Raw genomic sequence first — 23,382 nt, 5'->3', positions numbered from 1 at the left:
CCGAGCCCATCACAGCACCGGAGGAACCACATGACGGGCACCGTTCCCACAGGGCACGCCGCACCGGACACCGCGGCCCTGGTCGCTCACCTGGAGAGTGTGCCGCACCTGAGGCGGCGCCTGGAGGGAGCGCCCGGCGACTGGCGCGTCGACGAGATCGGCGACGGCAACGTCAACTTCGTGTACCGGGTCCAAGGGCCGGGCGGTTCCCTGTGCGTCAAGCAAGCACCCCCGTACGTACGTGTGGCCGGACAGGCGTGGCCGCTGACGCCGGAGCGCGTCGTCCACGAGTACCGCGCGCTGGAGGAACACGGGCGGGCGGCCCCGGGCGCGCTTCCGGCCCCGCTGCACCTGGACCGCGACACCCACCTGCTGGTCATGGAGTACCTGGAGGAGCACACCGTCCTGCGCCACCACCTCGCGCGAGGCCGACTGCACCCGGGGCTGGGCGAGCAGGTCGGTGCCTACCTGGCCCGCACGCTCTTCGCCACCTCCGACCTGGCACTGCCCGCCGCCCGCAAGCGTGCCCTGGTCGCCGAGTTCGAGACCAACACCGAGATGTGCAAGATCATGGAGGACATGGTCTTCACGGAGGTCTACCACGACTTCCACCGCAACCGCTGGACCAGCCCCCACCTGGACGCCGAAGTCCTCGACATCCGATCCGACACCGGTGTCCTGACCGCCGCGGCCCGCCTCAAGTACCTCTACCTCACCAGCCGCGAGGCGCTCTTGCACGGCGACCTGCACACCGGCTCGGTCATGGTGGGAGCCCGGGGCAGCCGGGTCTTCGACCACGAGTTCGCCTGCTTCGGCCCCATGGGTTTCGACATCGGCGGATTCCTGGCCCACCTGCTCATCGCCTATTTCGCCGCGGACGGCCGCGACGACACGCGCCGCCGCCCCCGGGGCGAGCAGAGCGAGCAGCAGGTCTGGCTGCTGGAGGAGGCGGAGCGGACCTGGGCCGTGTTCCGTGAAGGGTTCCTGGACCTGTGGCGTTCCTCCGGCAGCGGGGACGCCTATCCACCGGTGCTCTTCGCCGGGCCCGGAGGGGCCGCCGCGCTGGAGGCCGAACGCCGTGTTCTCCTGGACCGCGTCTTCGCCGACTCCGTGGGCTTTTGCGGTGCCGAACTCGTCCGGCGCCTGATCGGCTTCGCACGCCCCGCCGACCTGACGGGGATCGAGGACCCGCAAGCGCGGGCGGCCTGCGAGATTCGAGCGCTGCGGCTGGCCAGGTCACTGCTCACCGAGGGCGGCGAGTACCGGTCCGTAGGAGACGTGACGGGAGCGGCTCGACGCCTGAGGGCGGAATGAGGACCCGTGTCGTCGGCCCAGGCGTGGTAATGGGCCAGGCGCGCACAGGGGCTGTGAGTCGATTCGCCGAGGCCTCCCGTGCGGCGCCACCCGCATGGGGGACCGGTCTGCTTCTTCTGGGGCTGATGGCAATCCAGTACCGCGAGAGCCGCTGTGACCGACAGGCCACGATCTTCCACCGGGCGCTCTTGACCACAGCGGGCTTCCCTGATCAGGACAGGCGTCTACTCTCCGGCGCCGATGACGTTCCCAGTGGAGCAGTTGTTCGCGTGGTCGCCGACCCAGTCCCCCAGGACCGGGACCACGGCCAGCTCCTGCAAGCAGACGTCGTGAGCGGTGGCGTTCCAGTCGTTCGAGGGGTTCGACCCACCGAAGTCGTTCTCGTCGGCGTGGGCCGGCCCGGCCAGGCCAAGTACGCCCAGGGCCAGGGCTGCGCTCACGAGGATCTTCTTCATGTGGCTTACTCCGTCATCGAGCCGACAAGGTTCGCTACTCATAGTAACCAATGAATGCCCAGGGTGACACAAAGTGGCTCTCTCGGCTGCGGATCCGGTAGACGCCGAACGTTCAGTTCACGTGCTATGCCTGTTATCAGCGCAACAGCGACCAGCCCCTGAAAAGGCGCGTGTGAGGCTTCTAGGTCGATTCCTCCTCAAGTCCCGACTCGTCGCCCTGCTTCCGCTGAGCATCGGGGGCTGTTTCGAGGAGCCATGCAGTACCCGTAGCTCGCCCTGTCGGTGAGCGTCGGCCTTGACCGAGGGGTCAATAAAGCTGCACGCCGATCGCGATGCGCTCAACGGCTCCGGCGCCCAGGCCGCCTCCACGATGGAGATCGGGTTTCCAGGGGCGCCGTCGAAGCCGAGTCGTCCGGGTCGCCGACCGAGTAGCCGCACCTCCAGTACTTCTCCTCGGGGTGCGGACAACCGTGGCCAGGACACGGCCCTGGAAAGCCGGTTGCCGACCCGGCTCTGCCTTTGGTCTCAAGGGGCGATGTTCTCGGAGAGTGAATGCCGAACACGCCAACCGAGAGAAAGCGGCCAACCTTCTGAAACGGTTGGCTCCCACGGGACCCTAAGGGTAAAGTCGCAGGTCAGTGCAGGTGCGGCCTGGAGTCGACTTGGCTCCCACGCTGGAGCCGCGTGTGCGGCGGGCTGTGCACAAAACGGCCCCGAGCTGCGTTTCCGCTGCTCAGGGCCGGTTTATCACTGTCTCAAGGTGGTGCACTCGGGAGGACTCGAACCCCCAACCTTCTGATCCGTAGTCAGATGCTCTATCCATTGAGCTACGAGTGCAGGTTGTTCAGTTGTGTGTCGCCCGGTCTCCCTGGCGACGTCTTTGACTCTATCACGGTGTCAGAGGGCCTCGAACCGTTTTGTGAGTGTGCGACCGGTCATGCCGGTCCCCGTCCGCCGGGCGGTCCCGGACCGCCCGGCGGACGGGCCGGAGCGTCAGCAGGCTCCGCCGAGGACGACCCCGTCGACGCGGGAGACGCCCGCGTCGCGCTGCGCGCCCACGCGCCGGTTGACCTCCTCGGGCGCCACGGACTCGCCCTGCTGGTGGTACACCCAGTCCACGTCCTGCACGTAGGTGCTCGGGCCGCCGGTGTGGCCGCTCATGTCGACGAACCACTGGTTGAAGTTGATCGACATCGGTGACGAGGGGTAGTACTTCCCGCTGTGCTCGGCCACCAGGTGCGTGTCCACGTAGTAGCGGACCACGCCGTCCGTCACCTGGACCACCAGGTCGCGCCATCCGTCGAAGGAGCGGTTCACGACGTCGCTGGTGTTGTCCGCGACCCAGGGGTCGCGCTGGTAGGTGTGGTACGAGGTCAGGTACATGGCCTCCGCCGGGGCGCCCCAGCCCGAGTTGGGCAGGTACTCGAAGTCGAGCTCGCTGTAGGCGGGATCGTTGTCGTAGGCCAGGGGCGTGATCGTGTAGAAGGTCTGGAGCACGGTGTCGCCGTCCTGGCCGGAGACCGGCGCGTCGGCGAACTTGACCTTGGCGGCGTAGGTGCCCTCGTGGAACTTCTCCTCGCCGAAGGTCAGCTCGGCCTGGCTGGTGCCCGCCGGAGTGCCGTCCGTGGTCGAGGACAGGCGCAGCAGGGAGTCGCCGCCCTCCTCGGCGAAGGAGATGTTGTCGGCGTCCCAGGACGCGCCGGGCACGCCGGGGCCGCCGGGCCAGCTGCGGACGTTCCAGCCCTGGCCGCGCAGGGCCGGGTCGTCGGGGCCGGTGTAGTCGAAGTCGTCGAAGAACAGGCCGCAGGACGCGGAGGTCTGGTCGGCGACGGTCTCGACCTCGACGGGGGAGCCCGTCGCGCAGGCGGTCAGGGGGAGTGCGACGGCGCAGGCCAGGGCGATGCGGCCGGGGCGGATGCGGGTGGGCACGGGGGACACCTCGGTTTCGGGGAGGAACAGCCGGGAGCAGGGGCTGGGCCGGGGCCTTCCGGTCTTGGAGGGCCCCGGCCCGGGAGGTGCTAGAACGCGGTCAGCGTCACGTCGAGGGACACCGGCGCGTGGTCCTGGACGTAGGAGGCGAAGTTCGACACGTCGTCGAAGGCGAAGCCGTAGGCCTTGCCGTCCACGGTGTTCTCGTGGAAGACCGCCGCGTAGCGGTTGGTGGTCTCGTGGTTGTAGAACGCCGCGGGGTCGGTGACCGGGTGCTCGGCGGTGTCCAGCAGGGTCGAGCGGTTGAACGCCGCGCCCAGGATCGCGGCCACCGGACCGGTGATGCCGTCGTTGGGGGCCGCCAGGGCGCCGTCGCAGAAGAAGACGTCGCGGGTGGAGGGCTTGGGGATCGGGGCCACGCCGCCGTCGAAGACCAGGTTGCCCGAGCCGTCCACGCGGCCGGTGAATGTCCCGGCGTTGGTGGTGACGCGCAGGTCGGTGGTGCTGTAGCGCTCCCAGACCTGGTCGATGTAGGAGTCGTAGTAGTCGGCGGGGAACAGTCCGGCGTCCAGCCCGTGCCCGGGGGCGATGACGAGTTCTCCCTCGCGCAGCACGAGCGACGAGAAGACGGGGTCGGCGGAGAGCGCGGCGAAGACCGCGTCGCGGCCACCCGGCTCGAACGTGCCGGTGGTCTGGTCGGCCTCGCCCTGGAGGCGGATGGCCAGCGGCACGCTGAACTGGTCCACCATGCTGGTGTTGCAGTACATGCCGGTCTCGTTGTGGGTGAACTCCACGGTGTCGTGGAGCACCCCGTGGCTGGGGTCGGACTCGACCCAGCCCGCCGGGTACTGGAGCGCGGGCCTGCCGTTGCCGTCGGTGACGACCTTGAACCGGAGCTTGCCGCCGAGGGCGAAGTACACCCGGCCGGACATGAACGGCAGGGTCAGTTCGCTGACGGAGTCCAGCGGGATCGAGTAGTCGGTGAACCCTTCGTCGGTGTTGTCGGACTCCGAGACCGGGTGCGCGACGCCGTCGGCGTCGACCCAGGACTGCGTGTTCGTGGTCAGGTCGGTGCCCACGACGTAGGCGCGGATCTCGCTGTCGGGGAAGGTTCCGGTCTCGTTGGCGACCCTCACCGGAAGGGCGCCGGCCTGGCCGCCGCCCGAGGTGAGTTCGCCGTTGCTCTCCGCACGGGAGCAACCGCTCGTGACGAGCAGGGTGCCGACGGTGGCGAGCGATGCGCCGCCGAGGAACAGTCTTCGGTCGATCATGGGGGTCGCCTCACTGGAGGGGCTGGTAAGACGCGCCCAATCTGACGACCCCCGAAGCGCCGCGTCAACCCGTGGTCACGATCCGTCCGTGAGGTTCTCGTGTTCTCACTGGTAACAAAGTTGCCATGTGACTCATGTCACTCTTTGGCCGAATGATTTTCGGCTCCACGGGTGAACGTTTTCGGCGGATGGGCGTCCACAGAAGTTCCCCTCTTGGTGGGCCGGGGTTCACGGGGGTTCCGCGGCTCCCGGTCTACGCCCTCGCGCCCTCGGCGGTCTCCGTCGGCAGGGCGGCTTCGGCCGACCCGGCGGCCCCGGACTCCAGGGAGCGGCCAGCCTCCAGCATCCGGTCGATCAGCTCGTCCCTGGTCTCCCTGACGGCGAGCGCGTTCAGGGCCTCGCCGTGCAGCTGGTCGGCGTTGCCGCCGTCGGAGTCCACCTGGACGAGGAGCAGGTCCAGCTCGCGCTGGCGCTCCTCGACCCTTCGGACCTGCTCCCACTCGGTGTGCGCGGCCAGGGCCTCCTCGACCGACGCGCCGTAGTCGCGGACCGCGTCCACCCGCGCCGCCAGCTCGCGGTACACGGCCTCGTGCCGTTCGTGCTGCTGGTCCAGCACGGCGAGCACCCGATCCGAGACGGCGTCGAGGGAGTCCGCCACGTACTCCTCCCTGATCCGCTCGTGCCGGTGCAGCAGCGAGGCGATCCGCCACTCCTCGGCGCGCAGGACCGCCAGGGGCTGGGCCGCGTCGAAGGAGTCGCCCAGCCGCAGGTCGGCCTCCTCGACGGTTCCGATCGTCCTCTGCACGTCCAGCAGCAGGCGGGCGCCCTGCCGCCCCAGGTTCGCGGGCACCAGGTAGCGGTCCGCGTGCGCCGCGGCCAGCCGGTCGCCCCGGGGCCACCACCACCCCGCCCACAGGGCGGCGGCCGCGTACACCGCGCCCGGCACGAACCAGTAGAGGTTGAAGGCCCACTCCGGACCCGCCAGGGCGAGGAACCAGCTCGTCAGGGTGGCGGGCACGAAGGTCAGGGAGAACGCCTGCCAGGACCGGCGCCGCGAGGTCCGCGACAGCCACCGCGGCAGCAGGGACCTCGGGCGCACGCGGGTGACGGCGAGTCCGGCGGCGCCCACGACCGCGGCCTGCGCCAGCAGGCCCAGGAAGTACAGGGGGACCGACCACACCAGGAGGGGTCCGCTGACCAGTGCCCAGAGGAGGCTCAGCGCGGCCACAGCGGTCCCGCCCGCCGCCATGCGCGTCCGGTTCGGGAGCCGGGGCTGCTTGGCCCAGGCCCGCTTCGAGCGCAGGAGGGGCAGGTGCTTCCGGAGCCTTCCGGAGAGGCGGGGAGGCAGTGAGGGGTCCAGGACGGGACGTGCGCCCCCGCGCGTGCTGTCCGCGACCTTCCACCGGCTGTCCGACACTGGTTCGGCTCCTCTCGCGTGCGGTTCGCCGCGCTCGGCCCCTCCGTTTCGGACACGCGTTTCGGACGCGCGGTTTCTCGGGGGTCCGCACCGCACGTTACCGCCCCGGCACGGAATCCGTACCGGGGCGGCGGTCACGAATCCCGCCTCAGCCGGCGACGGCCTCCTCCACGGCGGCGGCCCACAGCGACACCGCGCTGTCGACCTGGTCGCCGTCGACGATGAGCGGCGGGATCATCCGCACCACGTTCCCGTCGGGGGCGCAGGTGAGCAGCAGGAGCCCGTGCCGGGCCGCGGCCTGCTGGGCGCGCAGCGCGGTGGCGCCGTCCGGCGTCCCGTCTGCGGCGGTGAACTCGTTGCCGAGCATCAGCCCCCGGCCGCGCACGTCGCCGATGACCGGGTTGGCCTCCGCCACCTTCTCCAGGCCCAGCCGCAGCCGCTCGCCCATGCGCGCGGCGTTCTCCACCAGGCCCTCCTCCTGGATCACGTCCAGGGTCGCCAGGGCGGCGGCGCAGGACACCGCGTTGCCGCCGTAGGTCCCGCCCTGGGAGCCCGGCCAGGCCTTCTCCATGATCGCGGCGGGGGCGGCGATCGCCGACAGCGGGAAGCCGCTGGCCAGCCCCTTGGCGGTGATGACCACGTCCGGCCGGATGCCCGAGGGCTCGTGGCCCCAGAACGTGCCCGTGCGCCCGAAGCCGGTCTGCACCTCGTCCGCGACCAGCAGGAACCCGTGCCGGTCGGCGCGCTCGCGCAGCCCCTGGAGGAAGGCCGCGGGCACCGGCACGTAGCCGCCCTCGCCCAGCACCGGCTCGATGAACACGGCGGCCGTGTCCTTGGGCGAGGTGACCGTGGCGAACAGGTAGTCCAGCTCGCGCAGCGCGTACGCGACCGCGTCGGCCTCGGACACGCCCAGCCGGTAGGCGTACGGGAACGGCGAGACCACCACGCCGGGCATCAGCGGGCCGATGCCCGCCCGGATCTTGACCCCGGACGTGGTCAGCGACGCGGCGCCCATGGTGCGCCCGTGGAAGGAACCCTGGAACACGATGACGTTCTGCCGACCGGTCGCCTGCCGGGCCAGCCGCAGGGCGGCCTCGACGGCCTCGCTGCCCGAGTTCACGTAGAACAGCCGGTCGAGCCCGGCGGGCAGCACCTCGCCCAGCCGCTCGGTGAGCCGCAGCAGCGGCCGGTGCATCACGGTGGTGTACTGGCCGTGGACCAGGGTCCCCACCTGCTCCTGCGCGGCGGCCACGACGCGGGGGTGGCAGTGGCCGGTGCTGGTGACGCCGATGCCGGCGGTGAAGTCGAGATAGCGGCGGTCGTCCTCGTCGTAGATGTAGGCGCCCTCGCCTCGGGCGGCGACGACCGGTGTCGCCTGCTTGAGGATCGGGGAGAGCTCCGCCATGCGTGGCCTCGATTCCGTGTCGCGTGTTCCGTAGGATTGTTGACAATCGACGCTGCTATGGAAACATCCGTGCGGCGACGGTGTCCAGTGGGCGCACGTTGGGCAGTTCTGACCACAGGCCGAATCTCGACCGGGGAGTAGCGAACATGTCGGATCAGGAAGCACGGGTCGTCGCGCAGGTGGACAAGAGGCTGTTCATCGGCGGGACGTGGCGCGACGCCGCCTCCGGGAACGCCTTCGAGGTGGAGGACCCCTCCACCCGCGAGGTGCTCTGCGAGGTCGCGGACGCGGGGAAGGAGGACGCGCTCGACGCCCTGGACGCGGCGCACCGGGCCCAGGCCGACTGGATGCGCACGGCGCCCAGGGACCGCGGCGAGATCCTGTACCGGGGCTACGAGCTGCTCATGGAGCGCCGGGAGGACCTGGCGGTCCTGATGACCCTGGAGATGGGCAAGCCCTTGGCCGAGGCGCGGGGCGAGATCGCCTACGCCGCCGAGTTCCTGCGCTGGTTCTCCGAGGAGGCCGTGCGCATCGAGGGCAGGTTCTCCACCTCGCCCGACGGCAAGTCCCGCTTCCTGGTCATGCGCCAGGCGGTCGGCCCCTGCATGCTCATCACCCCCTGGAACTTCCCCATGGCGATGGGCACCCGCAAGATCGGCCCCGCCATCGCCGCGGGGTGCACCGTGATCCTCAAGCCCGCCCACCAGACGCCCCTGTCCGCCCTCGCCCTGGCGGGCATCCTCTCCGAGGCCGGGCTCCCCGAGGGCGTCCTCAGCGTCATCCCCACCACGGACCCGGGTTCGGTCACCGAGCCCCTGCTCAGCGACGGGCGCATCCGCAAGGTCTCCTTCACCGGCTCCACCGCCGTGGGCCGCAAGCTCCTCGAACAGAGCGCCGGGCAGGTCCTGCGCACCTCCATGGAACTGGGCGGCAACGCGCCCTTCCTGGTCTTCGACGACGCCGACATGGACGCCGCCGTGGACGGCGCGATGCTCGCCAAGATGCGCAACATCGGCGAGGCCTGCACCGCCGCCAACCGCATCTACGCCCAGGCGGGCATCGCCGAGGAGTTCGCCGAGCGCCTCAGCCGCCGCATGGGCGCGCTGCGCCTGGGCCGCGGCGTGGACGAGGGCGTCGACGTGGGCCCGCTCATCGACGACAAGGCCCGCGACAAGGTGCAGGGCCTGGTGGACGACGCCGTGGGCAAGGGCGCCCGCGTGCTGGTCGGCGGCGGCCCCGGCGACGGCCCGGGCCACTTCTACAAGCCCACCGTGCTCGCCGACGTGCCCTTCGAGGCCGAGCTGTCCACCACCGAGATCTTCGGCCCGGTGGCCCCCGTGCTGCCCTTCGACACGGAGGACGAGGTGCTGCGGGCCGCCAACGACACCGAGTACGGGCTGGTCAGCTACGTTTACACCCGCGACCTCAACCGGGCGCTGCGGGTCAGCGAGAACCTGGAGACCGGCATGGTCGGCCTCAACCAGGGCGTGGTCTCCAACCCGGCCGCGCCCTTCGGCGGGGTCAAGCACTCCGGTCTGGGCCGCGAGGGCGGCCGGGTCGGCATCGACGAGTTCCTGGAGACCAAGTACGTCGGCATCGGCGGAATCTGACCGGATATCCGGGCGATCCGGAGGTTCGCCTGTGTTTCGGGCGCGGCACCGCCTACGCTCGCCCCATGGGCACACGAATCCCCCACGACGGCGACACCGCCGCCGCTCTGGCCTCGGTCAGGGCGGCGGGCGGTGAACCCTCGCCGGAGGCGCGGGCGGACCTGGAGCGGATCGCGCGCGGTGAGATGAGCTTCGAGGAGGCCAGGGAGCGCATCCTGGCCAGGTACCGGCTGCGGGAGTGACCGGACGGCGCGCCCGCGCCCCGCGGGAGCCTCAGACCTCGGGGGCGGAATCCCCGTCCCCGCCGTTGATGCGCGCGACCGTGTCCACCATGTGCGCCTCGATCAGGCGCAGCAGCTCCTCCTCCGCCCCGTTCACGATCGCGTCCAGGATGCGGCGGTGCTCGTCCAGGAGCTCCTCCGGTTCCGGGTACACGTCCTGCATCACGGTGAGGCACATCCGGGTCTCCACCAGCAGCGTCTGCGCCATGCGCTCCAGGCGGCTGTTGCCCGCGCAGCTGACGAGGGTCTGGTGGAAGGCCTGGTCGGCGTCGCTCATGGCGTTGCGGTCGCGGCCGGCCGCCGCGGCGGCCAGACGTTCCACGGCCGGGGTGAGGCGGGCGACGGCCTCGCCCCGGTTGCCGCGCATGATCAGCTCGCACGCGGTCCGCTCGACGGCGAGCCGGGCCACGTAGACGTCGCGCACGTCCGCGGGCGTGAGTTCGCGCACGAACAGCCCCCTGTGCCGTTCGCTGCGCAGCAGCCCCTCCTGCACCAGACGCTGCATCGCCTCGCGCAGGGGACCGCGGCTCACCCCGAGCTGACCCGCCAGCTCGGACTCGCCGAGCTGGTCCCCCGGCGCGAGCGAGCCGTACATGATCGCGGACCGCAGCTGGTCGGCGATCAGTTCGGCGGTGGAACGCCGGGGCACGGGTCTGAGCTGGCCTGGGGCGGACATGGCCGCCCTCCTCTCGGATCGGGGACGGGACGCGCGGCGGGCGCGTCGTCGAGGTTAACGGGACGCCAGGACGCTGTTGACCGCGGCCGAACCCGAGCGGAACAGCATGCCCGGTCCGGAGCCCCGGCCCGCGGTCGCCCCCGCCAGGCGCAGACCCTCCCACACGCTCACCTGGTTGGCGGTGAGCACGGTCTTGCCCAGCAGCGCCTCCAGGGGTTCGATGAGGTGGGCGCTGTGCAGGGCGGTGTCCGGCACCAGGACGGCCTCCGCGCGCTGGTGGTCGTTGGAGATGACGAAGTCCAGAACGTCGTCGGGGTCCAGGTCGCCGACCTCGGCGGCGGTGGCGATGCCGTGGCTGGCCAGCGACAGCACGGTCACCCCCGCCTCGGTGAGGAACTCCACGAACCTCTGGGCGACGTCGTCGGGGTAGGTGGCGGCGATCGCCACCCGCGAGACGCGCAGCTGGCTCAGCGCGTGCACGAAGGCGAACGAGGTGCTCGACGACGGAGCGCCCGCGTGCCGGCGCACCCCCGCGACCTGTCTGCGGGCGCCCTCCCAGCCGAACACGAAGCTGCCGCTGGTGCAGGCCCACACCGCGGCCTCCACCTCCATCACGGCAAGCTCTTGGGCGCCCCCGGCGAGCACGTCATCGCCGCCGACGTCGAGCAGGGCGTCCACCCGGTGGGCGTCCTCGCGCATGAGCGTGTGCACCACCGGGAGCTCGACGCCCCCTCCGAGCAGGCCCTCGAAGGCCTTGTAGTCGTCCTCGGCGCTGAACCCGGGATAGAGGAATCCGACGCGGGTCATTGGGCTCTCCTTTGCGTCACGTCCCGCGCATCACGCGGCACTCGGCGCGGCGACGTCGATCAGGCTCTGTCCGTGGGCCACGGCCTGGCGGCCCGCCGCCCTCATCACGGCCCACATGGTCACCTGGTTGGCCGCGATCACCGGTTTGCCCAGCTCGCGTTCCAGGGGCGCGATGATGTCGTAGGTGAGCACGTTGGTGCAGCTGATGAACACGGCCTGGGCGTCGGGGCGGTCCACCGAGTGCACCGCCTCGGACACCTCGGCGTAGGTCACCCGCCAGATGTGGCTGAGCAGACCCAGCCCCACGCTGGAGGTCACGGCGACGCGGTGCTCGGCCAGGTAGGCCAGGAGCCGGTCGGTCACGCTGTCCACGTAGGGCGTGACGACGGCGATCCGGTCGGCGCCGAGCGCCCCCAGGGCCTGGACCAGCGCCCCGGACGTGGTGACGGCGGCGGGCGCCCCGGCGCCCACCATGGCCCCGTGCAGGCGCCGTTCGCCCCGGGCGCCGTGCACGAAGCTGCCCGAGGCGCACGCGTACCCGATGGCCAGGGGCTCGGGGGCGAGCAGCGCGCGGACCGCCGGGTCCACGTGCTCCTCCCGGCACAGGGCGGCGGCCTGGTCGACCGTCACCGGTACGTGTACGTACGGCAACCGCGTGACGTGCAGCGAGACGTCGTCGGGCGTCCAGCGCCAGAGTTCGCGGTCGAGCGCGAAGTCGTAGGGCGCGATGACGCCGACTCCCGCCTGCCACGGCGTCCGCGTGCTCGCGGCCAGTTCGACGACCTGCTGCTGCGCGCCGGTGCCGTTCGTGTGCTCTCCGTCGGTCCGCATCGGTCACTCACCTCCCGGATGTGTGTTGTCGTTGCCGTCCCCGTGGGGACGCGGTCGCTCCGCGCCGGGGCCGGAGGGCCGTCCTCGGGCGCGGTCGTGGCGGCTCGCGGGCCGGTCAGCGCTCCAGGCGCTCGTACACCAGGCGCTCGCCGACGCTGCCCGAGCGCCAGACGTCGTTGCAGGCCTCGGCCATGGCGGGAAGGTTGTCGACGACGGTGGCGAACACGTTGCCGGGCACCCAGCCGACGTCGCCGTTGAGGAGCAGGTTGTTGCGCCCGTAGAAGAGGGCGAGGTCGATGACGCCGGGCAGGTGGCCGATCCCCTTGTCCTCCTTGAAGGCGCGGTCGAGCATGCCCCCGTCGAAGGAGAAGTAGACGACGTCGCCGGGGATCGGGGTGACGGTGGGGTTCTCCTGGCCGGGCTCGGCCTCGGCGAACCGCGGCACCATCGTGTAGACCTCGTTGCGCGCGTACTTGGCGTGCTGGACCGCGTCGCCCTGCGGCAGGGCGTTCCAGACCGCCTCACAGGTGCGGGGCGCGTCCTTGTCCAGGAGTTCGGCGACGCAGGAGACCCCGCGCCTGGGCAGGGTGATGGTCATGTACCGGGGCAATGGGTAGTCCCTTCGACGTCGGGCAGCGGGACCTGCGAGAACACCCCCGGCGTCGGGGCTGTTGATTGTTGACAATCCTAGGGTCCACAACCCGGATGCGGCAATAACCCCGGTGCGAGTGGGTATCCCGGGCAGGTCAGAGGTGGCATGAGAGGCCCGGTTTTCGGGGGGAACAGTCGATTTGTGGATTGTTGACAATCCTATGTCGGCTCCCTAGCGTTTCCCGTGCAGGGCGATCCGTCCCCGACGACCTCTCTGAACCACCGTCGCCAACCGGAGAGTGCACGCCCGTGAACAGCCTCATCCCGCCCGACCGACCGAGACTCCTCGTCCTCCACGGCGACGACCTCCCGCCCGGCCGCGAGCGGATGGACGACCATCCCCGGCTCGGCGAGGTCGTCTACGCCACCGCCGACGAACTCCCCGCCAGGCTGCCCGGGGCGCAAGCGCTGCTGGTGTGGGACCTGTTCACCGAGGCGCTGGCCTCCGCCTGGCCCAAGGCCGACTCCCTGTCCTGGGTGCACGCAGCCACCGCCGGGGTGGACAACCTCATGTTCCCCGGCCTGGTGGAGAGCCCGGCGGTGGTCACCAACTCGCGCGGGGTCTTCGACGAGCCCATCGCCGAGTACGTGCTCGGGCAGGTCATCGCCTTCGCCAAGGGCTTCCAGCAGACCTGGGAGCACCAGCGCGAGCACCGCTGGGAGCACCGGGAGACCGAGCGCGTGTCCGGCAAGCGGGCCCTCGTGGTCGGGACCGGGCCGATCGGCCGCCACATCGCCCGCAAGCTGACGGCCGTGGGCATGCGCGTGAACGCCTCCGGCAGCCGCGCGCGCGGCGGCGACCCCGACTTCGGCTCCGTGGTCGAGTCCAGCCTGGCCGAGCGCGGAGCCGACGGCGCTCCGACCCTGGTCGGCGAACTCCCCGAGGCCGACTACGTGGTGGTCGCCGCCCCGCTCACCGACGCCACCCGGGGGCTGGTCGACCGCCGCTTCCTGGGGCTGATGAAACCCACCGCGCGGCTGGTCAACGTGGCGCGCGGCCCCATCGTGGTCGAGGCCGACCTGGCCGCGGCCCTGGAGCACCGCGTCATCGCGGGCGCCGCGCTGGACGTGTTCGAGGACGAGCCCCTCAAGGCGGTCTCCCCGCTGTGGGGGCTGCCCGGGTCGGTGGTCTCGCCGCACATGTCGGGCGACGTCGTCGGATGGCGCGGTGACCTCATGGACCTGTTCCTCGACAACCTCGCCCGTTACCTGGACGGGCGGGAACTGCTCAACGTGGTCGACAAGAGCCGCGGCTACGTGCCCGGCTGACCCCTGATGGCGTGACACGGGAGGCTGAAGTGACGATCCGTTCCGACCGGGCCGGGACCGAGGACGCGGGCGCGGACGTCGGCGCGGCCGAGGGCGCCCCGGGGGCGACCGCGGTTCCGCAGGCGCGCTCCGGCGGGCCCTCCGGGCCGGCCGACCTGTCCGCCGAGCAACTGCTCTCGGCCTACGCCGCCGGGGAGCTGTCCCCGGTGGAGGCCGCCGACTCCGTCCTGGAGCGCATCGAGCGGGACAACCCGGCGCTCAACGCGTTCTGCCTGGTGCGCCCGGACGAGGCCCGCGAGGCCGCCCGCGCCTCCGCCGAGCGGTGGCGGCGCGGCGAGCCCTCCGGAGCCCTGGACGGGGTGCCGGTCTCGGTCAAGGACGTCCACCTCACCCGGGGGTGGCCCACCCTGAAGGGGTCGGTCACCAGCTCCCAGGAGGGGCCCTGGGAGGAGGACTCCCCGGCGGTGGCCCGGCTGCGCGAGAGCGGCGCGGTGTTCGTCGGCAAGACGACCACGCCCGAGCTGGCATGGAAGGGCGTCACCGACGGCCCGCTCACCGGGGTCACCCGCAACCCGTGGGACCTGTCCACCACGCCGGGCGGCTCCAGCGGCGGGTCCGCGGCGGCCGTCGCGGCCGGGATGGCCCCGCTGTCCACCGGGACCGACGGGGGCGGTTCGATCCGCATCCCGGCCAGCTTCACCGGCGTGTGCGGGATCAAGCCCACGTGGGGCCTGGTGCCGCACTACCCGGCCAGCCCCTTCGGGTCGCTCGCGCACACCGGGCCGCTGGCCCGCACGGTGGGCGACATGGCGCTGATGCTGGAGGTCATGGCCCAGCCCGACGCGCGCGACTGGGCCGCGCTGGCGCCGCCCGCGCCCGGCCTCGGCGACGTGCGCCTGCGTACCGACGCCGAGGGGCTGGTGCGGGGCATGAGGATCGCCTACAGCCCCACCCTGGGCGGTCTGGACGTGGACCCGGAGGTGGCCGCCGCGGTCGCCGACGCGGTGGCCGTGTTCGAGGCGCTGGGCGCCCGGGTGGAGGAGGCCGACCCCGGCCTGCCCGACTCCCGGGAGGAGTTCCACGTGCTGTGGTACTCCGGCGCGGCCAAGGCCACGGACCGGCTCACGGGCCGCCAGCGGGACCTGCTCGACCCCGGCCTGCGGGAGATCGTCGAGGAGGGGCTGACCTACTCGGCGCAGGACTACCTGACCGCGATGGCGCTGCGGATGGAGATGGGCGCCCGGATGGGCCGCTTCCACGACGCCTACGACCTGCTGCTCACCCCGTCGATGCCGGTCGCGGCGTTCGAGGCGGGGCTGGAGTCGCCGCCGCGGCTGGCGGGGGAGCGGTGGACCTCGTGGGCGGGGTTCAGCTACCCGTTCAACATGACCCAGCAGCCCGCGGCGAGCGTGCCGTGCGGGTTCACGGCGGCGGGGCTGCCGGTGGGCCTCCAGGTGGTCGGGCCCCGGCACGCCGACGCCCGGGTGCTGGAGGCCTGCCGCGCGTTCGAGCTCGCCCGTCCCTGGGCGGACCGGAGGCCGTGAATTCGGAGAGGTTCCGTGGCTCATGGGAGCCACGCGCACACCCGCTGCGATCAGGCGCTTTGCTCCGCAGATGAGGAGAATTGTCCGTTTGTAGGACCTTCGTCCGAGGAGTTCGGTGCCTAAGGGCCCGCGCGCGGGCCCCCGCACGTATTACCGTCTTCATCGGAGCGGTGTCTGATCGCGGTGACGCAGGGATGAGGATGGGCCGATGCCGGTTGGTGGAGCCGAGGGCGTTCGCAAGCGGATCAGGGTGTTCCTGGTGGACGACCACGAGGTGGTCCGCCGGGGAGTGGCCGCCCTGCTGGAGACCGAGGACGACATGACCGTCGTCGGCGAGGCCGGGACGGCCGAGCAGGCGCTGGCGCGGATTCCCGTGGTGCTGCCCGACGTCGCGGTCCTGGACGTGCGGCTGCCGGGCGGGTCGGGTGTGCAGGTGTGCCGGGAGATCCGCTCGGACCACCCCGAGATCGCCTGCCTGATGCTGACCTCGTTCGCCGACGAGGACGCCCTGTACGACGCCGTCATGGCCGGAGCGGCCGGGTACGTGCTCAAGCAGATCCACGGCGCCGATCTGGTCGGGGCGGTCCGCACGGTGGCCTCGGGCGGCTCGCTGCTGGACTCGGGCAGCACCGGCGCGATGCTGGAGCGGCTGCGCGGGGCCCAGGCCGAGCCGGACCCGCTGGCCGAGCTGACCCCGCAGGAGCGGCAGATCCTCGACCTCATCGGCGAGGGGATGACCAACCGGCAGATCGGCGAGCGCCTGTACCTGGCGGAGAAGACCGTCAAGAACTACGTGTCCGCCCTGCTGTCCAAGCTGGACCTCAAGCGCCGTACGCAGGCCGCCGTGCTCGTCGCCGAACTGCGCGGCCGCCGGTACTGACCGCGGCTGCCCGGCCCGCCCCGGCGGGCCGGTCCCGGTGGTCCGAGCGGTCCCGGGGCGACCGGGACCGCCCGGAACCGTGGCCGCGCCCCCGGTCCCCTCAGAAACTGTCCGGGGGCGGCACGGCGTCGTCGCGCAGGGGCACCCGCCACACCAGCACCGTGCCCCCGCCCTCGCTCCCGCGCGCGGTGAAACCGCCGCCCAGCGCCTGGGCCCGCTGCTCCAGGTTGCGCAGACCGCTGCGCCTTCCGTGCCCGGGCAGGCCCACGCCGTTGTCGGTCAGCGTCAGGGTCAGGATGGCGGGACGCCCGGTGGCCGCGGCCTCCTCCACCGCCACCGACACGTGCACCTCCGTCGCGCGCGCGTGCCGCGCCACGTTGGTCAGCCCCTCGCCGAGCACCGCGAGCAGCTGCTCGCCGATGTCGTCGGGCACGGACGCGTCGATCGGCCCGTCCAGGCTCACCCCGGGGTGGCACCCCAGGCTGTGCGCGGTGTTCTCGGCCAGTTTCAGGATGCGTCCGCGCAGCGACGTGTCCCTGCGGCTCGGCGGGTTCTGGAGCGCGAAGATCGTCGAGCGGATCTCGCGGATGGTGCCGTCCAGCTCGTCGATGGTCCGCTGCACCCGCTCCTCGGCCTCGGGCGAGGCGATCAGCCGCAGCGTGCTCATCAGCGTCATCGCCGAGGCGAACAGGCGCTGGATCACCACGTCGTGCAGGTCCTTGGCGATCCGGTCGCGTTCCTCGAGCACCGCCAGGCGCTCGGTGTCGCGCCGCGCCTCGGCCAGTTCCAGGGCCACCGCGGCCTGCACGGAGAACCCGTGCAGCATGCGGCGTACCGCCGCGGTGAACGGGGCGCGGTCGGACAGCTTGCCCAGCAGCAGCACCCCGCGCGTGTTCCCCGGGGTGCCCAGGGGCACCACCAGGCCCGAGGCGTAGCCGCGGTGGGCGAGCATGGGGCAGTTCGCCCGGCTCAGGTCGGGGACGCTCAGGGCCTCTCCCGACTCGTACACCCACCCGCACGCGGAGTCGTGGATCTCCACCGGCGTCCCCAGGATCTCCTGGGCGATGGGCCCGTCCGCGATCTCCGCGAACAGGTGCCCCCGGGCGCGGGGGTCGGGGAGCATGATCACGGCCGTGTCCGCGCCGCCGATCTCCCGGGCCTGCGCGGCCATGTGGGCGAGCACCTCGGAGGTGTCGGCGCCCGACAGCAGGCGCGTGGTGACCTCGGTGGACGCGGCCAGCCACCGCTCGCGCAGCCGCGCCTCCTCGTACAGGCGCGCGTTCTCGATGGCCATACCCGCGGCCGTGGCCAGCGCGGTCACCACCGCCTCGTCGTCCTCGTCGAACTCCGCGCCCCGGGCCTTCTCGGTGAGGTAGAGGTTGCCGAAGACCTCGTCGCGCACCTGGATGGGGACGCCCAGGAAGCTGCCCATGTGCGGGTGGCCCTCGGGGAAGCCCTCGAAGTCGGGGTGCTCGCGCAGGTCGGCCAGGCGCAGTGACGCGCGCTCGTTCAGGGGCACGCCCAGGACGCCCTTGCCGTGGGGGAACCCGCCGATGCGCCGGGACTGCTCCTCGGTCAGGCCCACGGGGATGAACTCGCTGAAGCCCCCGTCCTCGTCCATCACGCCCAGGCCCGCGTACCGGGCGCCGGTCAGCTGCGCCGCCGCCTCGGTCAGTCTGCGCAGCACGGTAGCCAGGTCGAGGTCACCGCCGATGGCCAGGACGGCCTGGAGCAGCGAGTGCACCCTGCCGTGCGCGGACATGCGCGGGTCCAGCGAGTGCACCTCGTCCAGCAGTTCTTCGACGCTGTTGGGGGACAGGGAGGAGCTCTGGGGGATCTCAGTCATGTGTCCGTCAACCTCCGCAGAGCCGGTCGGCGTTGTGGCAATGCGCGTTTCCTCGGGCGTAATAGTTGAATTGTCGTTGGTTTTTCCCCGGTTTGCCACATCTTGCTGTTCAGGGGCCGGTTCCGGATGGGCGGGAATTCCTGTGGATTCGGGGTTCCGGTCGTCTAATTCATGCTAACGTCGCGGTCAGCGGACGCGACGAGGCCCTTGTGACCTCCCGTCCCACGGCTGGGAGCCGCCGCTCGCCGCGGCGCGACCGGCCCCGACCGCCCCCGCGTGTCGGCCCGCGCCCCACGGTGGAGAGGAACCCCCGGTGTCTGGAGTCCACGGTCTCACGAGCGCCCCCGGCGTTCGTTCCGCCGTGCTCCCCGCCCCGGTGCGGCGGGCCCTGCTGCTCGCCGCCCTGGTCTCCGGGCTCGTGGTCACCGCGTGGCTGACGGCCTCCGACCCCGTGCGGGCGCAGGAGGAGGTGGCGAACGGCACCCTCGTGCACCAGGCCGCCTCCGTCGCCGCGACCGTGCGGGTACCCGCCGCGCAGGCGGTCGCCGAGCACCCGGAGGCGGCGCGCGACGGCTCAGTACAGGGTTCCGCCGCCCGGACGCACGCGGGCGGCCCCGACTCCGGGAACCGCTCGGACGCCGCGCCCGCGGACGCCGGAGCCTCCGTCCCCGTGACCGCCAGGATCAACGACCCGCTGGTCGGCGCCGTGTCCGCGGTGGGGCAGAGCACCACGCGGATGGTCTTCGACGCGTCCGCCGGGGTCTCCGGCGGCGACGTGCCCGAGACCCCCGAGGTGGCCCGGCAGATCCGCGACACCGTGCACGGGGTCACCGAGCCCGTCGGGGAGTACCTCGACGGGGACGACGCCCCCGACACCGAGCCGCGCACGCAGGACCCGTCAGCGGACCCGGCCGACACGGACGAGCGGACCGGAGCCGAGAGCGGGGAAGCGGTACCGTCCGCACCCGCCGGGGTCGTCGCGCACTTCGTCCCTGCCGTCACCGGGACCACCGCGGGCGCCGTCCGGGCGCACGCCGACCCGGCCGCGGAGAACGCTCCGGCGCGGCTGGCCTCCGATCCGGTCGCCACGCCCTCCGGGCTGGGCGGTTCCGCCTCGGGTTCCGCCCAGGGCGCTCCCAGCGGAATTCCCGCCGTCGCGGGCTACCTGTCCACCACCGGTGCCCCGGCACCGGCGCCCGGCCAGCTCCAGGCCGCCCGGCACGTCCTGCTCGCGGTCCCCGCCGAGTCCGCGGACGAGCCGACCTTCTCGCCCGACTAGCGGTCTCCCTCCAGCCGGGTCGCCCAGCGACCCCTCCTGGCACGCCCCTTCCCAGAGCCGCAGCGCCTCCGACCGGTCACGGTGGGTGAGGAACCGGAATCCTCTGGGGGTTGACGTGAGCCGCGCACCCCGACGGCGAGGTTCACGTCAGTCAGTGGCCAGCCAGATCCACGACTGATGACCGGTAGAGCCGCACCGCACCCTCCAGGCGCGGAGGGCTCTCCCACCGGAAAGCCCGGACCCGAACGGAGCCCTCCCCCCGGCCAGGGGAGCGGAACCGTCGGACGGCGGGAAGCGCACACGAACGCCGTCCACGCGAGAGCCACAGACCACATTCCGGAAGGACACACGACATGTTCAACACCGCCCGCACCTCTGCCAGGACCCTGCTGGTGGCCGCCAGCACCGCGGGTTTCGTCGCCCTCGGCGCCGGGATCGCCGGGGCCGACGCCCTCGGCGGCGCCACGGACGGGCTCGCGCTGAACGACCTGGGCAGCCAGGTTCCGGCGCCGCTGACGGAGGGCGTCTCCACGCCCCTGGGCGAGCTGGTCAAGGTCGAGCCCGGCCAGATCTCCGCCCAGCCCGACGTGCGGCGCCAGTCCGCCCAGGAGCAGCCCCTCGGCCCGGTCGCCGGGAACGCCGTCTCCACCGACACCCCGATCCGGGCGGGGGAGGAGAACGCCACCAACGTCGGTCCGCTGGAGCTGGACACCGTCAGCGAGACGCTGCCCCTGTCGGGTACCGAGAGCCCGGTGTCGGGTGACGCGCTGTCCGGTCTGCTGGGCGGCGGTTCCACCGGGTTGGGCGGTTCGGACATCCTGGGCGGGCTGCTGGGCGGTGCCGGTGGCGGCACGGGCGGCGGCACCCTGCCGCTGTCGCACCCGGAGTCCTCCCTGTCCCTCCAGGACACCAGGGAGACGGTCGGCACCGGCCTCAACCAGCTGGGCTCCTCGGTCGAGCGGGGCACGCACGAGGTCGGCACCGACCTGAGCGGCCTGGACGCCACCCTGCCCGCGTCCGGGGACACCCTTCCCCTGGCCGCCGCGGACACCCCCACCGGCCCCATCAACGGCCAGAACACCGACCTGACCGGCGGCGCCGCCGACCTGGTCTCCGACCTGGTGCTGTCCGACGACGTGAAGCTGCCCATGTCCGCGGGCGCCTCCTCGCTGCCCGAGACCGTAGCCGACGCCTCGGCCGACCTGCTGCCCGTGCCCGCGGGCACCCTGCCCATGGCCGCCGCCCCCGAGGTCTCGGACGTGGCCGACCTCGCCGTCGACGCCGTCCGCACGACGCAGCTCGACCCCTCCGGCGACTTCGTGGGCAACGACCTGGTGGGCGTGGACGGCATGCCCGACCTGGGTCGGCCCCAGGTGGACACCAGCCAGCTGAACCTGCTGCCCGACAGCATCGCCTGACCTCCCTGGAACGTGCGCCCGCCGGTCGTGGCGGGCGCACGAGCCTCGGGCGGTGAGCGGGACCACCTCCGCTGAGGGGCGCCGAACGGAACTGTGGGGGTTCCAGGCGCGTACCGGCGGAGGGCGGAGTCTCCGCCGCCCGGGGCCCGACCGCGGTTCCGGACCGGGGGGACCGGAACCGCGGTCCTTCGTGCCCGGAGTCCCCGGGAACACGGAAGGGGCCCCGGGGCCGGTACGGAGAGTCGTACCGGCCCCGGGGCCCCTCGGCGTTCCGCAAGGCACGGAAGGAGCGGCGGAGGGGCCTCCGCGATCCCGGCAAGCTCCAGGAGTCCCGAAGGCCCCTCCGCGGCGTTCTACTCCAGCTCGTCGCCGGTGCCGTAGCCCAGCCCGTCGGAGCACGGGTTGGAGGTGGCGTCGCGTCCCACGCCCGGCCGGGCGTGGTCCTCCTCTGGGGAGGCGTCCGCGACGTCCTCGTCCGCCGGGGAGGGCGAGGCCCCGGGCGGGTCCTGGGGAACGGGGGCCTCGTCGGCCATCGTGAGGGGCAGGGGCCGGTCCTCGCGCACGGCCGTGAACAGCTCCTCGGCCTGGTCCTCGTACCACAGGACCCGGTTGGGGTTGGAGGGCGCCTGGTACCAGGGCACGGTGTGGAACTCGATGTCGGTCAGCTCCACGTCCGCCAGGGTCACGGCGATCGACAGCATCCGGTCGAACGTGAGGGCGCTGTCGGTGGCGCTGTGCTCGGCCACCGCGCGCAGGACGGCGTTGAGCCTGCCCGGGTCGGTGATCACGTCGTTGCTGGTCACCTGGTCGGCCAGGGCCGCGAGGAACATCTGCTGGCGGTCGATGCGGCCGATGTCGCCGCCGTCGCCGATCTCGTAGCGGGCCCGGACGAACGACAGCGCCTCGTCGCCGTCGAGCGTCTGCTGGCCCGCGTCGAGGTCGAGCTTGGACCGGCTGTCCTCCATCGGCTCGGGGATGCACATGTCCACGCCGCCGATGGCGTCCACCACGTCCCGGAAGCTCATGAAGCTCAGGTGTACGAAGTGGTCGATGCGCACGTCGCTCAGCGACTCGATGGTGCGGACCACGCAGGGCGGTCCGCCGTGGTACATCGCGGCGTTGATCATCCCGAAGTAACCGGACGTGCCCTCGGTGTCGCCGTAGGGCTCGCACTCGGGCAGGGCCACCAGGGAGTCGCGGGGGAAGCTGATCACCGACACCCGGCTCTCGGGCGAGATGTGCGCCAGCATGACCGAGTCCGAACGCTCGCCCTCGAACTCCGTCGAGTAGGCGGTGCTGCCCTCCTCGTAGCCGTCGGTGCCCATGAAGAGGATGTTGACGGAGTCGTTGATCCTCTCGGGCCGCTCCTCCTCCTTGAGCAGCCCGTCGATGTCGTACTGGACCATGTCCGAGCGCAGCGAGCGGTAGTAGCCGTAGGCGGTGCCGACCCCGGCGGCCAAGACGAGGACCAGGCTCGCGGCGACCCACACCAGGATCCTGCCGGTCCGGCGGCGCTTGGTGCGGACGGGAGCGGCGGCAGCCGGGGCGTCCGCGCCCGGGGCGGCCTCAGTGGTTCCTGACGTCTCGGTAGCCCCACCGGTCTCGGCGGCCTTGGCGGACTCACCGTGCTCAGCGGCCACTGGGGTTTCAGTAGCCCCTGCGGCCTCAGTAGCCCCTGCGGCCTCAGTGGTCCCAGCGGCCTCCTCAGCCCCGGAGGCCCCTTCGGCACCGGCGGCGGATCCAGCCGCCTGCTCCTCGGGGGTTTCCTCGGCCTCAACAGCCTTCTCACCCCCGGCGGCCTCCTCGGTTTCGGAGGCCCCTTCGGTCCCGGCGGGCTCGCCAGCCTTCTCAGTCTCCTGGGCGCTATCGGTGTCTGATGTCACACCGGGTTCGGGGGCTTCTTCAGCCTTTCCGGCCTCCTCAGCCCCCTCTGTCTCGTCCGACCCGTGGGCCCGGTCGGTCCCGGCAGCCCCGGTTTCGGGCGCGGCGGTGTCCCCACCGGCCGCGTCGCCGCCGGTGTTCGCGGACCCTGAGCCGGGTGTGGAGCCGTCCTCGGGCCTGTCGTCTGGTGTGTGGTCCCTGCCGGAGGCAGAGGGCTTCTCATCAGCGGGCATCGTGCAATCTCGGTGAGTTCGGACGGCGGGACGTGCCAGCGGTCGGACGCCGGGCCGGAGGGACACGCGTCCGAGTGCGGGGGAGGGCGGGGAACGCGCGGAACGTCAGCGGCGGGCGGTCGCCGGATCCGGGGCCTCCTGGGGATTCGGGGGCGGCCCACGGGGCACGGGCAGCACCGGGAAGCGGGTGCGGCCCAGGGCACGGAAAACGTGTGCGTGGCAGAGATCCTAGGTCAAGTTCTTCCCGACCGCGCGCGCGGGTTGTCCCCGAGCGAGGGGCCTGACCGCAATTGCGCCGCACAATTCCTCAGCCCCCGTGGTCGTCTCCCGGCGTCCGTCCGCCTGACTTTCCCCGGCTTGTCCGCTTGAAACGCCTATGTCCGGT

19 protein-coding genes and 1 tRNA gene are annotated in these 23,382 nt (G+C 72.2%); 8 read left to right on the top strand and 12 right to left on the bottom strand.

The genetic code is table 11. The annotated features are described in order from the left end of the window. Nucleotides 1–30: 30 nt before the first annotated feature. Nucleotides 31–1,314, top strand: coding sequence for an S-methyl-5-thioribose kinase (gene mtnK, locus AC0VX6_RS28000; protein ID WP_475466893.1), 1,284 nt, complete (start codon nucleotides 31–33; stop codon nucleotides 1,312–1,314). Nucleotides 1,315–1,538: 224 nt separating this feature from the next. Here mtnK and AC0VX6_RS27995 read toward each other — a convergent pair whose 3' ends face one another. The 6 genes from AC0VX6_RS27995 to AC0VX6_RS27970 all read right to left on the bottom strand — a co-directional run bounded on the left by AC0VX6_RS27995 (nucleotide 1,539) and on the right by AC0VX6_RS27970 (nucleotide 7,791). Continuing rightward, a complete protein-coding gene (locus AC0VX6_RS27995) occupies nucleotides 1,539–1,769 on the bottom strand; it encodes a hypothetical protein (protein WP_475466892.1) in 231 nt (76 codons plus the stop codon). A 761-nt stretch (nucleotides 1,770–2,530) separates the two neighbouring features. After that, a tRNA-Arg gene (locus AC0VX6_RS27990) sits at nucleotides 2,531–2,606 on the bottom strand. Nucleotides 2,607–2,762: 156 nt separating this feature from the next. Further along, the gene (locus AC0VX6_RS27985; RefSeq protein WP_475466890.1) at nucleotides 2,763–3,698 is read right to left on the bottom strand and encodes a glycoside hydrolase family 16 protein; all 936 of its coding nucleotides are present in this window, start codon (nucleotides 3,696–3,698) and stop codon (nucleotides 2,763–2,765) included. Nucleotides 3,699–3,787: 89 nt separating this feature from the next. Continuing rightward, nucleotides 3,788–4,969 carry a glycoside hydrolase family 64 protein gene (locus AC0VX6_RS27980; protein ID WP_274975498.1) on the bottom strand — a complete coding sequence of 394 codons (1,182 nt, stop codon included), beginning with the start codon at nucleotides 4,967–4,969 and terminating at the stop codon, nucleotides 3,788–3,790. 253 nt (nucleotides 4,970–5,222) lie between these two features. Further along, complete coding sequence (locus AC0VX6_RS27975; RefSeq protein ID WP_475466888.1) at nucleotides 5,223–6,386, bottom strand: hypothetical protein; 1,164 nt, start codon at nucleotides 6,384–6,386, stop codon at nucleotides 5,223–5,225. Between the two features lie 148 nt (nucleotides 6,387–6,534). Then, on the bottom strand, nucleotides 6,535–7,791 hold the full coding sequence (locus AC0VX6_RS27970) for an aspartate aminotransferase family protein (RefSeq protein ID WP_274975496.1): 1,257 nt from the start codon (nucleotides 7,789–7,791) through the stop codon (nucleotides 6,535–6,537). A 146-nt stretch (nucleotides 7,792–7,937) separates the two neighbouring features. Between AC0VX6_RS27970 and AC0VX6_RS27965 the strand changes: the two genes are divergently transcribed. Together AC0VX6_RS27965 and AC0VX6_RS27960 are read left to right on the top strand one after the other, a co-directional pair. Continuing rightward, nucleotides 7,938–9,401 carry an NAD-dependent succinate-semialdehyde dehydrogenase gene (locus AC0VX6_RS27965; RefSeq protein WP_274975495.1) on the top strand — a complete coding sequence of 488 codons (1,464 nt, stop codon included), beginning with the start codon at nucleotides 7,938–7,940 and terminating at the stop codon, nucleotides 9,399–9,401. Nucleotides 9,402–9,466: 65 nt separating this feature from the next. After that, complete coding sequence (locus AC0VX6_RS27960; protein WP_274975494.1) at nucleotides 9,467–9,643, top strand: antitoxin VbhA family protein; 177 nt, start codon at nucleotides 9,467–9,469, stop codon at nucleotides 9,641–9,643. A 31-nt stretch (nucleotides 9,644–9,674) separates the two neighbouring features. Here AC0VX6_RS27960 and AC0VX6_RS27955 read toward each other — a convergent pair whose 3' ends face one another. From AC0VX6_RS27955 to AC0VX6_RS27940, 4 genes are all read right to left on the bottom strand, one after another. Beyond that, nucleotides 9,675–10,358 carry a GntR family transcriptional regulator gene (locus AC0VX6_RS27955; RefSeq protein ID WP_274975493.1) on the bottom strand — a complete coding sequence of 228 codons (684 nt, stop codon included), beginning with the start codon at nucleotides 10,356–10,358 and terminating at the stop codon, nucleotides 9,675–9,677. Between the two features lie 54 nt (nucleotides 10,359–10,412). After that, entirely contained in the window at nucleotides 10,413–11,165 is a 753-nt protein-coding gene (locus AC0VX6_RS27950) for a maleate cis-trans isomerase family protein (protein ID WP_274975492.1), read from the bottom strand. 30 nt (nucleotides 11,166–11,195) lie between these two features. Beyond that, nucleotides 11,196–11,996: a maleate cis-trans isomerase family protein gene (locus AC0VX6_RS27945; protein WP_212642155.1), complete on the bottom strand. Its 801-nt coding sequence runs from the start codon at nucleotides 11,994–11,996 to the stop codon at nucleotides 11,196–11,198. A 115-nt stretch (nucleotides 11,997–12,111) separates the two neighbouring features. Continuing rightward, nucleotides 12,112–12,594, bottom strand: coding sequence for a DUF3830 family protein (locus AC0VX6_RS27940; RefSeq protein ID WP_274975491.1), 483 nt, complete (start codon nucleotides 12,592–12,594; stop codon nucleotides 12,112–12,114). A 302-nt stretch (nucleotides 12,595–12,896) separates the two neighbouring features. Here AC0VX6_RS27940 and AC0VX6_RS27935 point away from each other — a divergent pair, with 302 nt between their 5' ends. From AC0VX6_RS27935 to AC0VX6_RS27925, 3 genes are all read left to right on the top strand, one after another. After that, nucleotides 12,897–13,916 (top strand): D-2-hydroxyacid dehydrogenase, encoded by a 1,020-nt coding sequence (locus tag AC0VX6_RS27935; protein WP_274975490.1) that lies wholly within the window; start codon nucleotides 12,897–12,899, stop codon nucleotides 13,914–13,916. Between the two features lie 29 nt (nucleotides 13,917–13,945). Then, nucleotides 13,946–15,460 (top strand): amidase, encoded by a 1,515-nt coding sequence (locus tag AC0VX6_RS27930; RefSeq protein WP_475466887.1) that lies wholly within the window; start codon nucleotides 13,946–13,948, stop codon nucleotides 15,458–15,460. Nucleotides 15,461–15,668: 208 nt separating this feature from the next. Next, the gene (locus AC0VX6_RS27925) at nucleotides 15,669–16,340 is read left to right on the top strand and encodes a response regulator (RefSeq protein WP_212642159.1); all 672 of its coding nucleotides are present in this window, start codon (nucleotides 15,669–15,671) and stop codon (nucleotides 16,338–16,340) included. 100 nt (nucleotides 16,341–16,440) lie between these two features. Here AC0VX6_RS27925 and AC0VX6_RS27920 read toward each other — a convergent pair whose 3' ends face one another. After that, the gene (locus AC0VX6_RS27920; protein ID WP_475466885.1) at nucleotides 16,441–18,186 is read right to left on the bottom strand and encodes a GAF domain-containing sensor histidine kinase; all 1,746 of its coding nucleotides are present in this window, start codon (nucleotides 18,184–18,186) and stop codon (nucleotides 16,441–16,443) included. A gap of 313 nt (nucleotides 18,187–18,499) precedes the next feature. Here AC0VX6_RS27920 and AC0VX6_RS27915 point away from each other — a divergent pair, with 313 nt between their 5' ends. Together AC0VX6_RS27915 and AC0VX6_RS27910 are read left to right on the top strand one after the other, a co-directional pair. Then, nucleotides 18,500–19,465: a hypothetical protein gene (locus tag AC0VX6_RS27915; RefSeq protein WP_475466883.1), complete on the top strand. Its 966-nt coding sequence runs from the start codon at nucleotides 18,500–18,502 to the stop codon at nucleotides 19,463–19,465. Between the two features lie 353 nt (nucleotides 19,466–19,818). Continuing rightward, on the top strand, nucleotides 19,819–20,883 hold the full coding sequence (locus tag AC0VX6_RS27910) for a hypothetical protein (RefSeq protein ID WP_475466882.1): 1,065 nt from the start codon (nucleotides 19,819–19,821) through the stop codon (nucleotides 20,881–20,883). A 353-nt stretch (nucleotides 20,884–21,236) separates the two neighbouring features. Here AC0VX6_RS27910 and AC0VX6_RS27905 read toward each other — a convergent pair whose 3' ends face one another. Continuing rightward, complete coding sequence (locus AC0VX6_RS27905; RefSeq protein ID WP_475466881.1) at nucleotides 21,237–22,997, bottom strand: LCP family protein; 1,761 nt, start codon at nucleotides 22,995–22,997, stop codon at nucleotides 21,237–21,239. Between the last annotated feature and the right edge of the window lie 385 nt (nucleotides 22,998–23,382).

Source organism: Nocardiopsis sp. iso_25 (genome assembly GCF_056173305.1).
Note: the sequence above shows the minus strand (reverse complement) of the source record. Positions and strands in the feature narration are given on the sequence as shown.

Coding starts and splice junctions, on each gene's coding strand:
- mtnK (WP_475466893.1), top strand. CDS start 31: ATGACGGGCACCGTTCCCACAGGGCACGCCGCACCGGACACCGCGGCC.
- AC0VX6_RS27995 (WP_475466892.1), bottom strand. CDS start 1,769: ATGAAGAAGATCCTCGTGAGCGCAGCCCTGGCCCTGGGCGTACTTGGC.
- AC0VX6_RS27980 (WP_274975498.1), bottom strand. CDS start 4,969: ATGATCGACCGAAGACTGTTCCTCGGCGGCGCATCGCTCGCCACCGTC.
- AC0VX6_RS27970 (WP_274975496.1), bottom strand. CDS start 7,791: ATGGCGGAGCTCTCCCCGATCCTCAAGCAGGCGACACCGGTCGTCGCC.
- AC0VX6_RS27965 (WP_274975495.1), top strand. CDS start 7,938: ATGTCGGATCAGGAAGCACGGGTCGTCGCGCAGGTGGACAAGAGGCTG.
- AC0VX6_RS27960 (WP_274975494.1), top strand. CDS start 9,467: ATGGGCACACGAATCCCCCACGACGGCGACACCGCCGCCGCTCTGGCC.
- AC0VX6_RS27955 (WP_274975493.1), bottom strand. CDS start 10,358: ATGTCCGCCCCAGGCCAGCTCAGACCCGTGCCCCGGCGTTCCACCGCC.
- AC0VX6_RS27950 (WP_274975492.1), bottom strand. CDS start 11,165: ATGACCCGCGTCGGATTCCTCTATCCCGGGTTCAGCGCCGAGGACGAC.
- AC0VX6_RS27945 (WP_212642155.1), bottom strand. CDS start 11,996: ATGCGGACCGACGGAGAGCACACGAACGGCACCGGCGCGCAGCAGCAG.
- AC0VX6_RS27940 (WP_274975491.1), bottom strand. CDS start 12,594: ATGACCATCACCCTGCCCAGGCGCGGGGTCTCCTGCGTCGCCGAACTC.
- AC0VX6_RS27925 (WP_212642159.1), top strand. CDS start 15,669: ATGCCGGTTGGTGGAGCCGAGGGCGTTCGCAAGCGGATCAGGGTGTTC.
- AC0VX6_RS27920 (WP_475466885.1), bottom strand. CDS start 18,186: ATGACTGAGATCCCCCAGAGCTCCTCCCTGTCCCCCAACAGCGTCGAA.
- AC0VX6_RS27910 (WP_475466882.1), top strand. CDS start 19,819: ATGTTCAACACCGCCCGCACCTCTGCCAGGACCCTGCTGGTGGCCGCC.
- AC0VX6_RS27905 (WP_475466881.1), bottom strand. CDS start 22,997: ATGCCCGCTGATGAGAAGCCCTCTGCCTCCGGCAGGGACCACACACCA.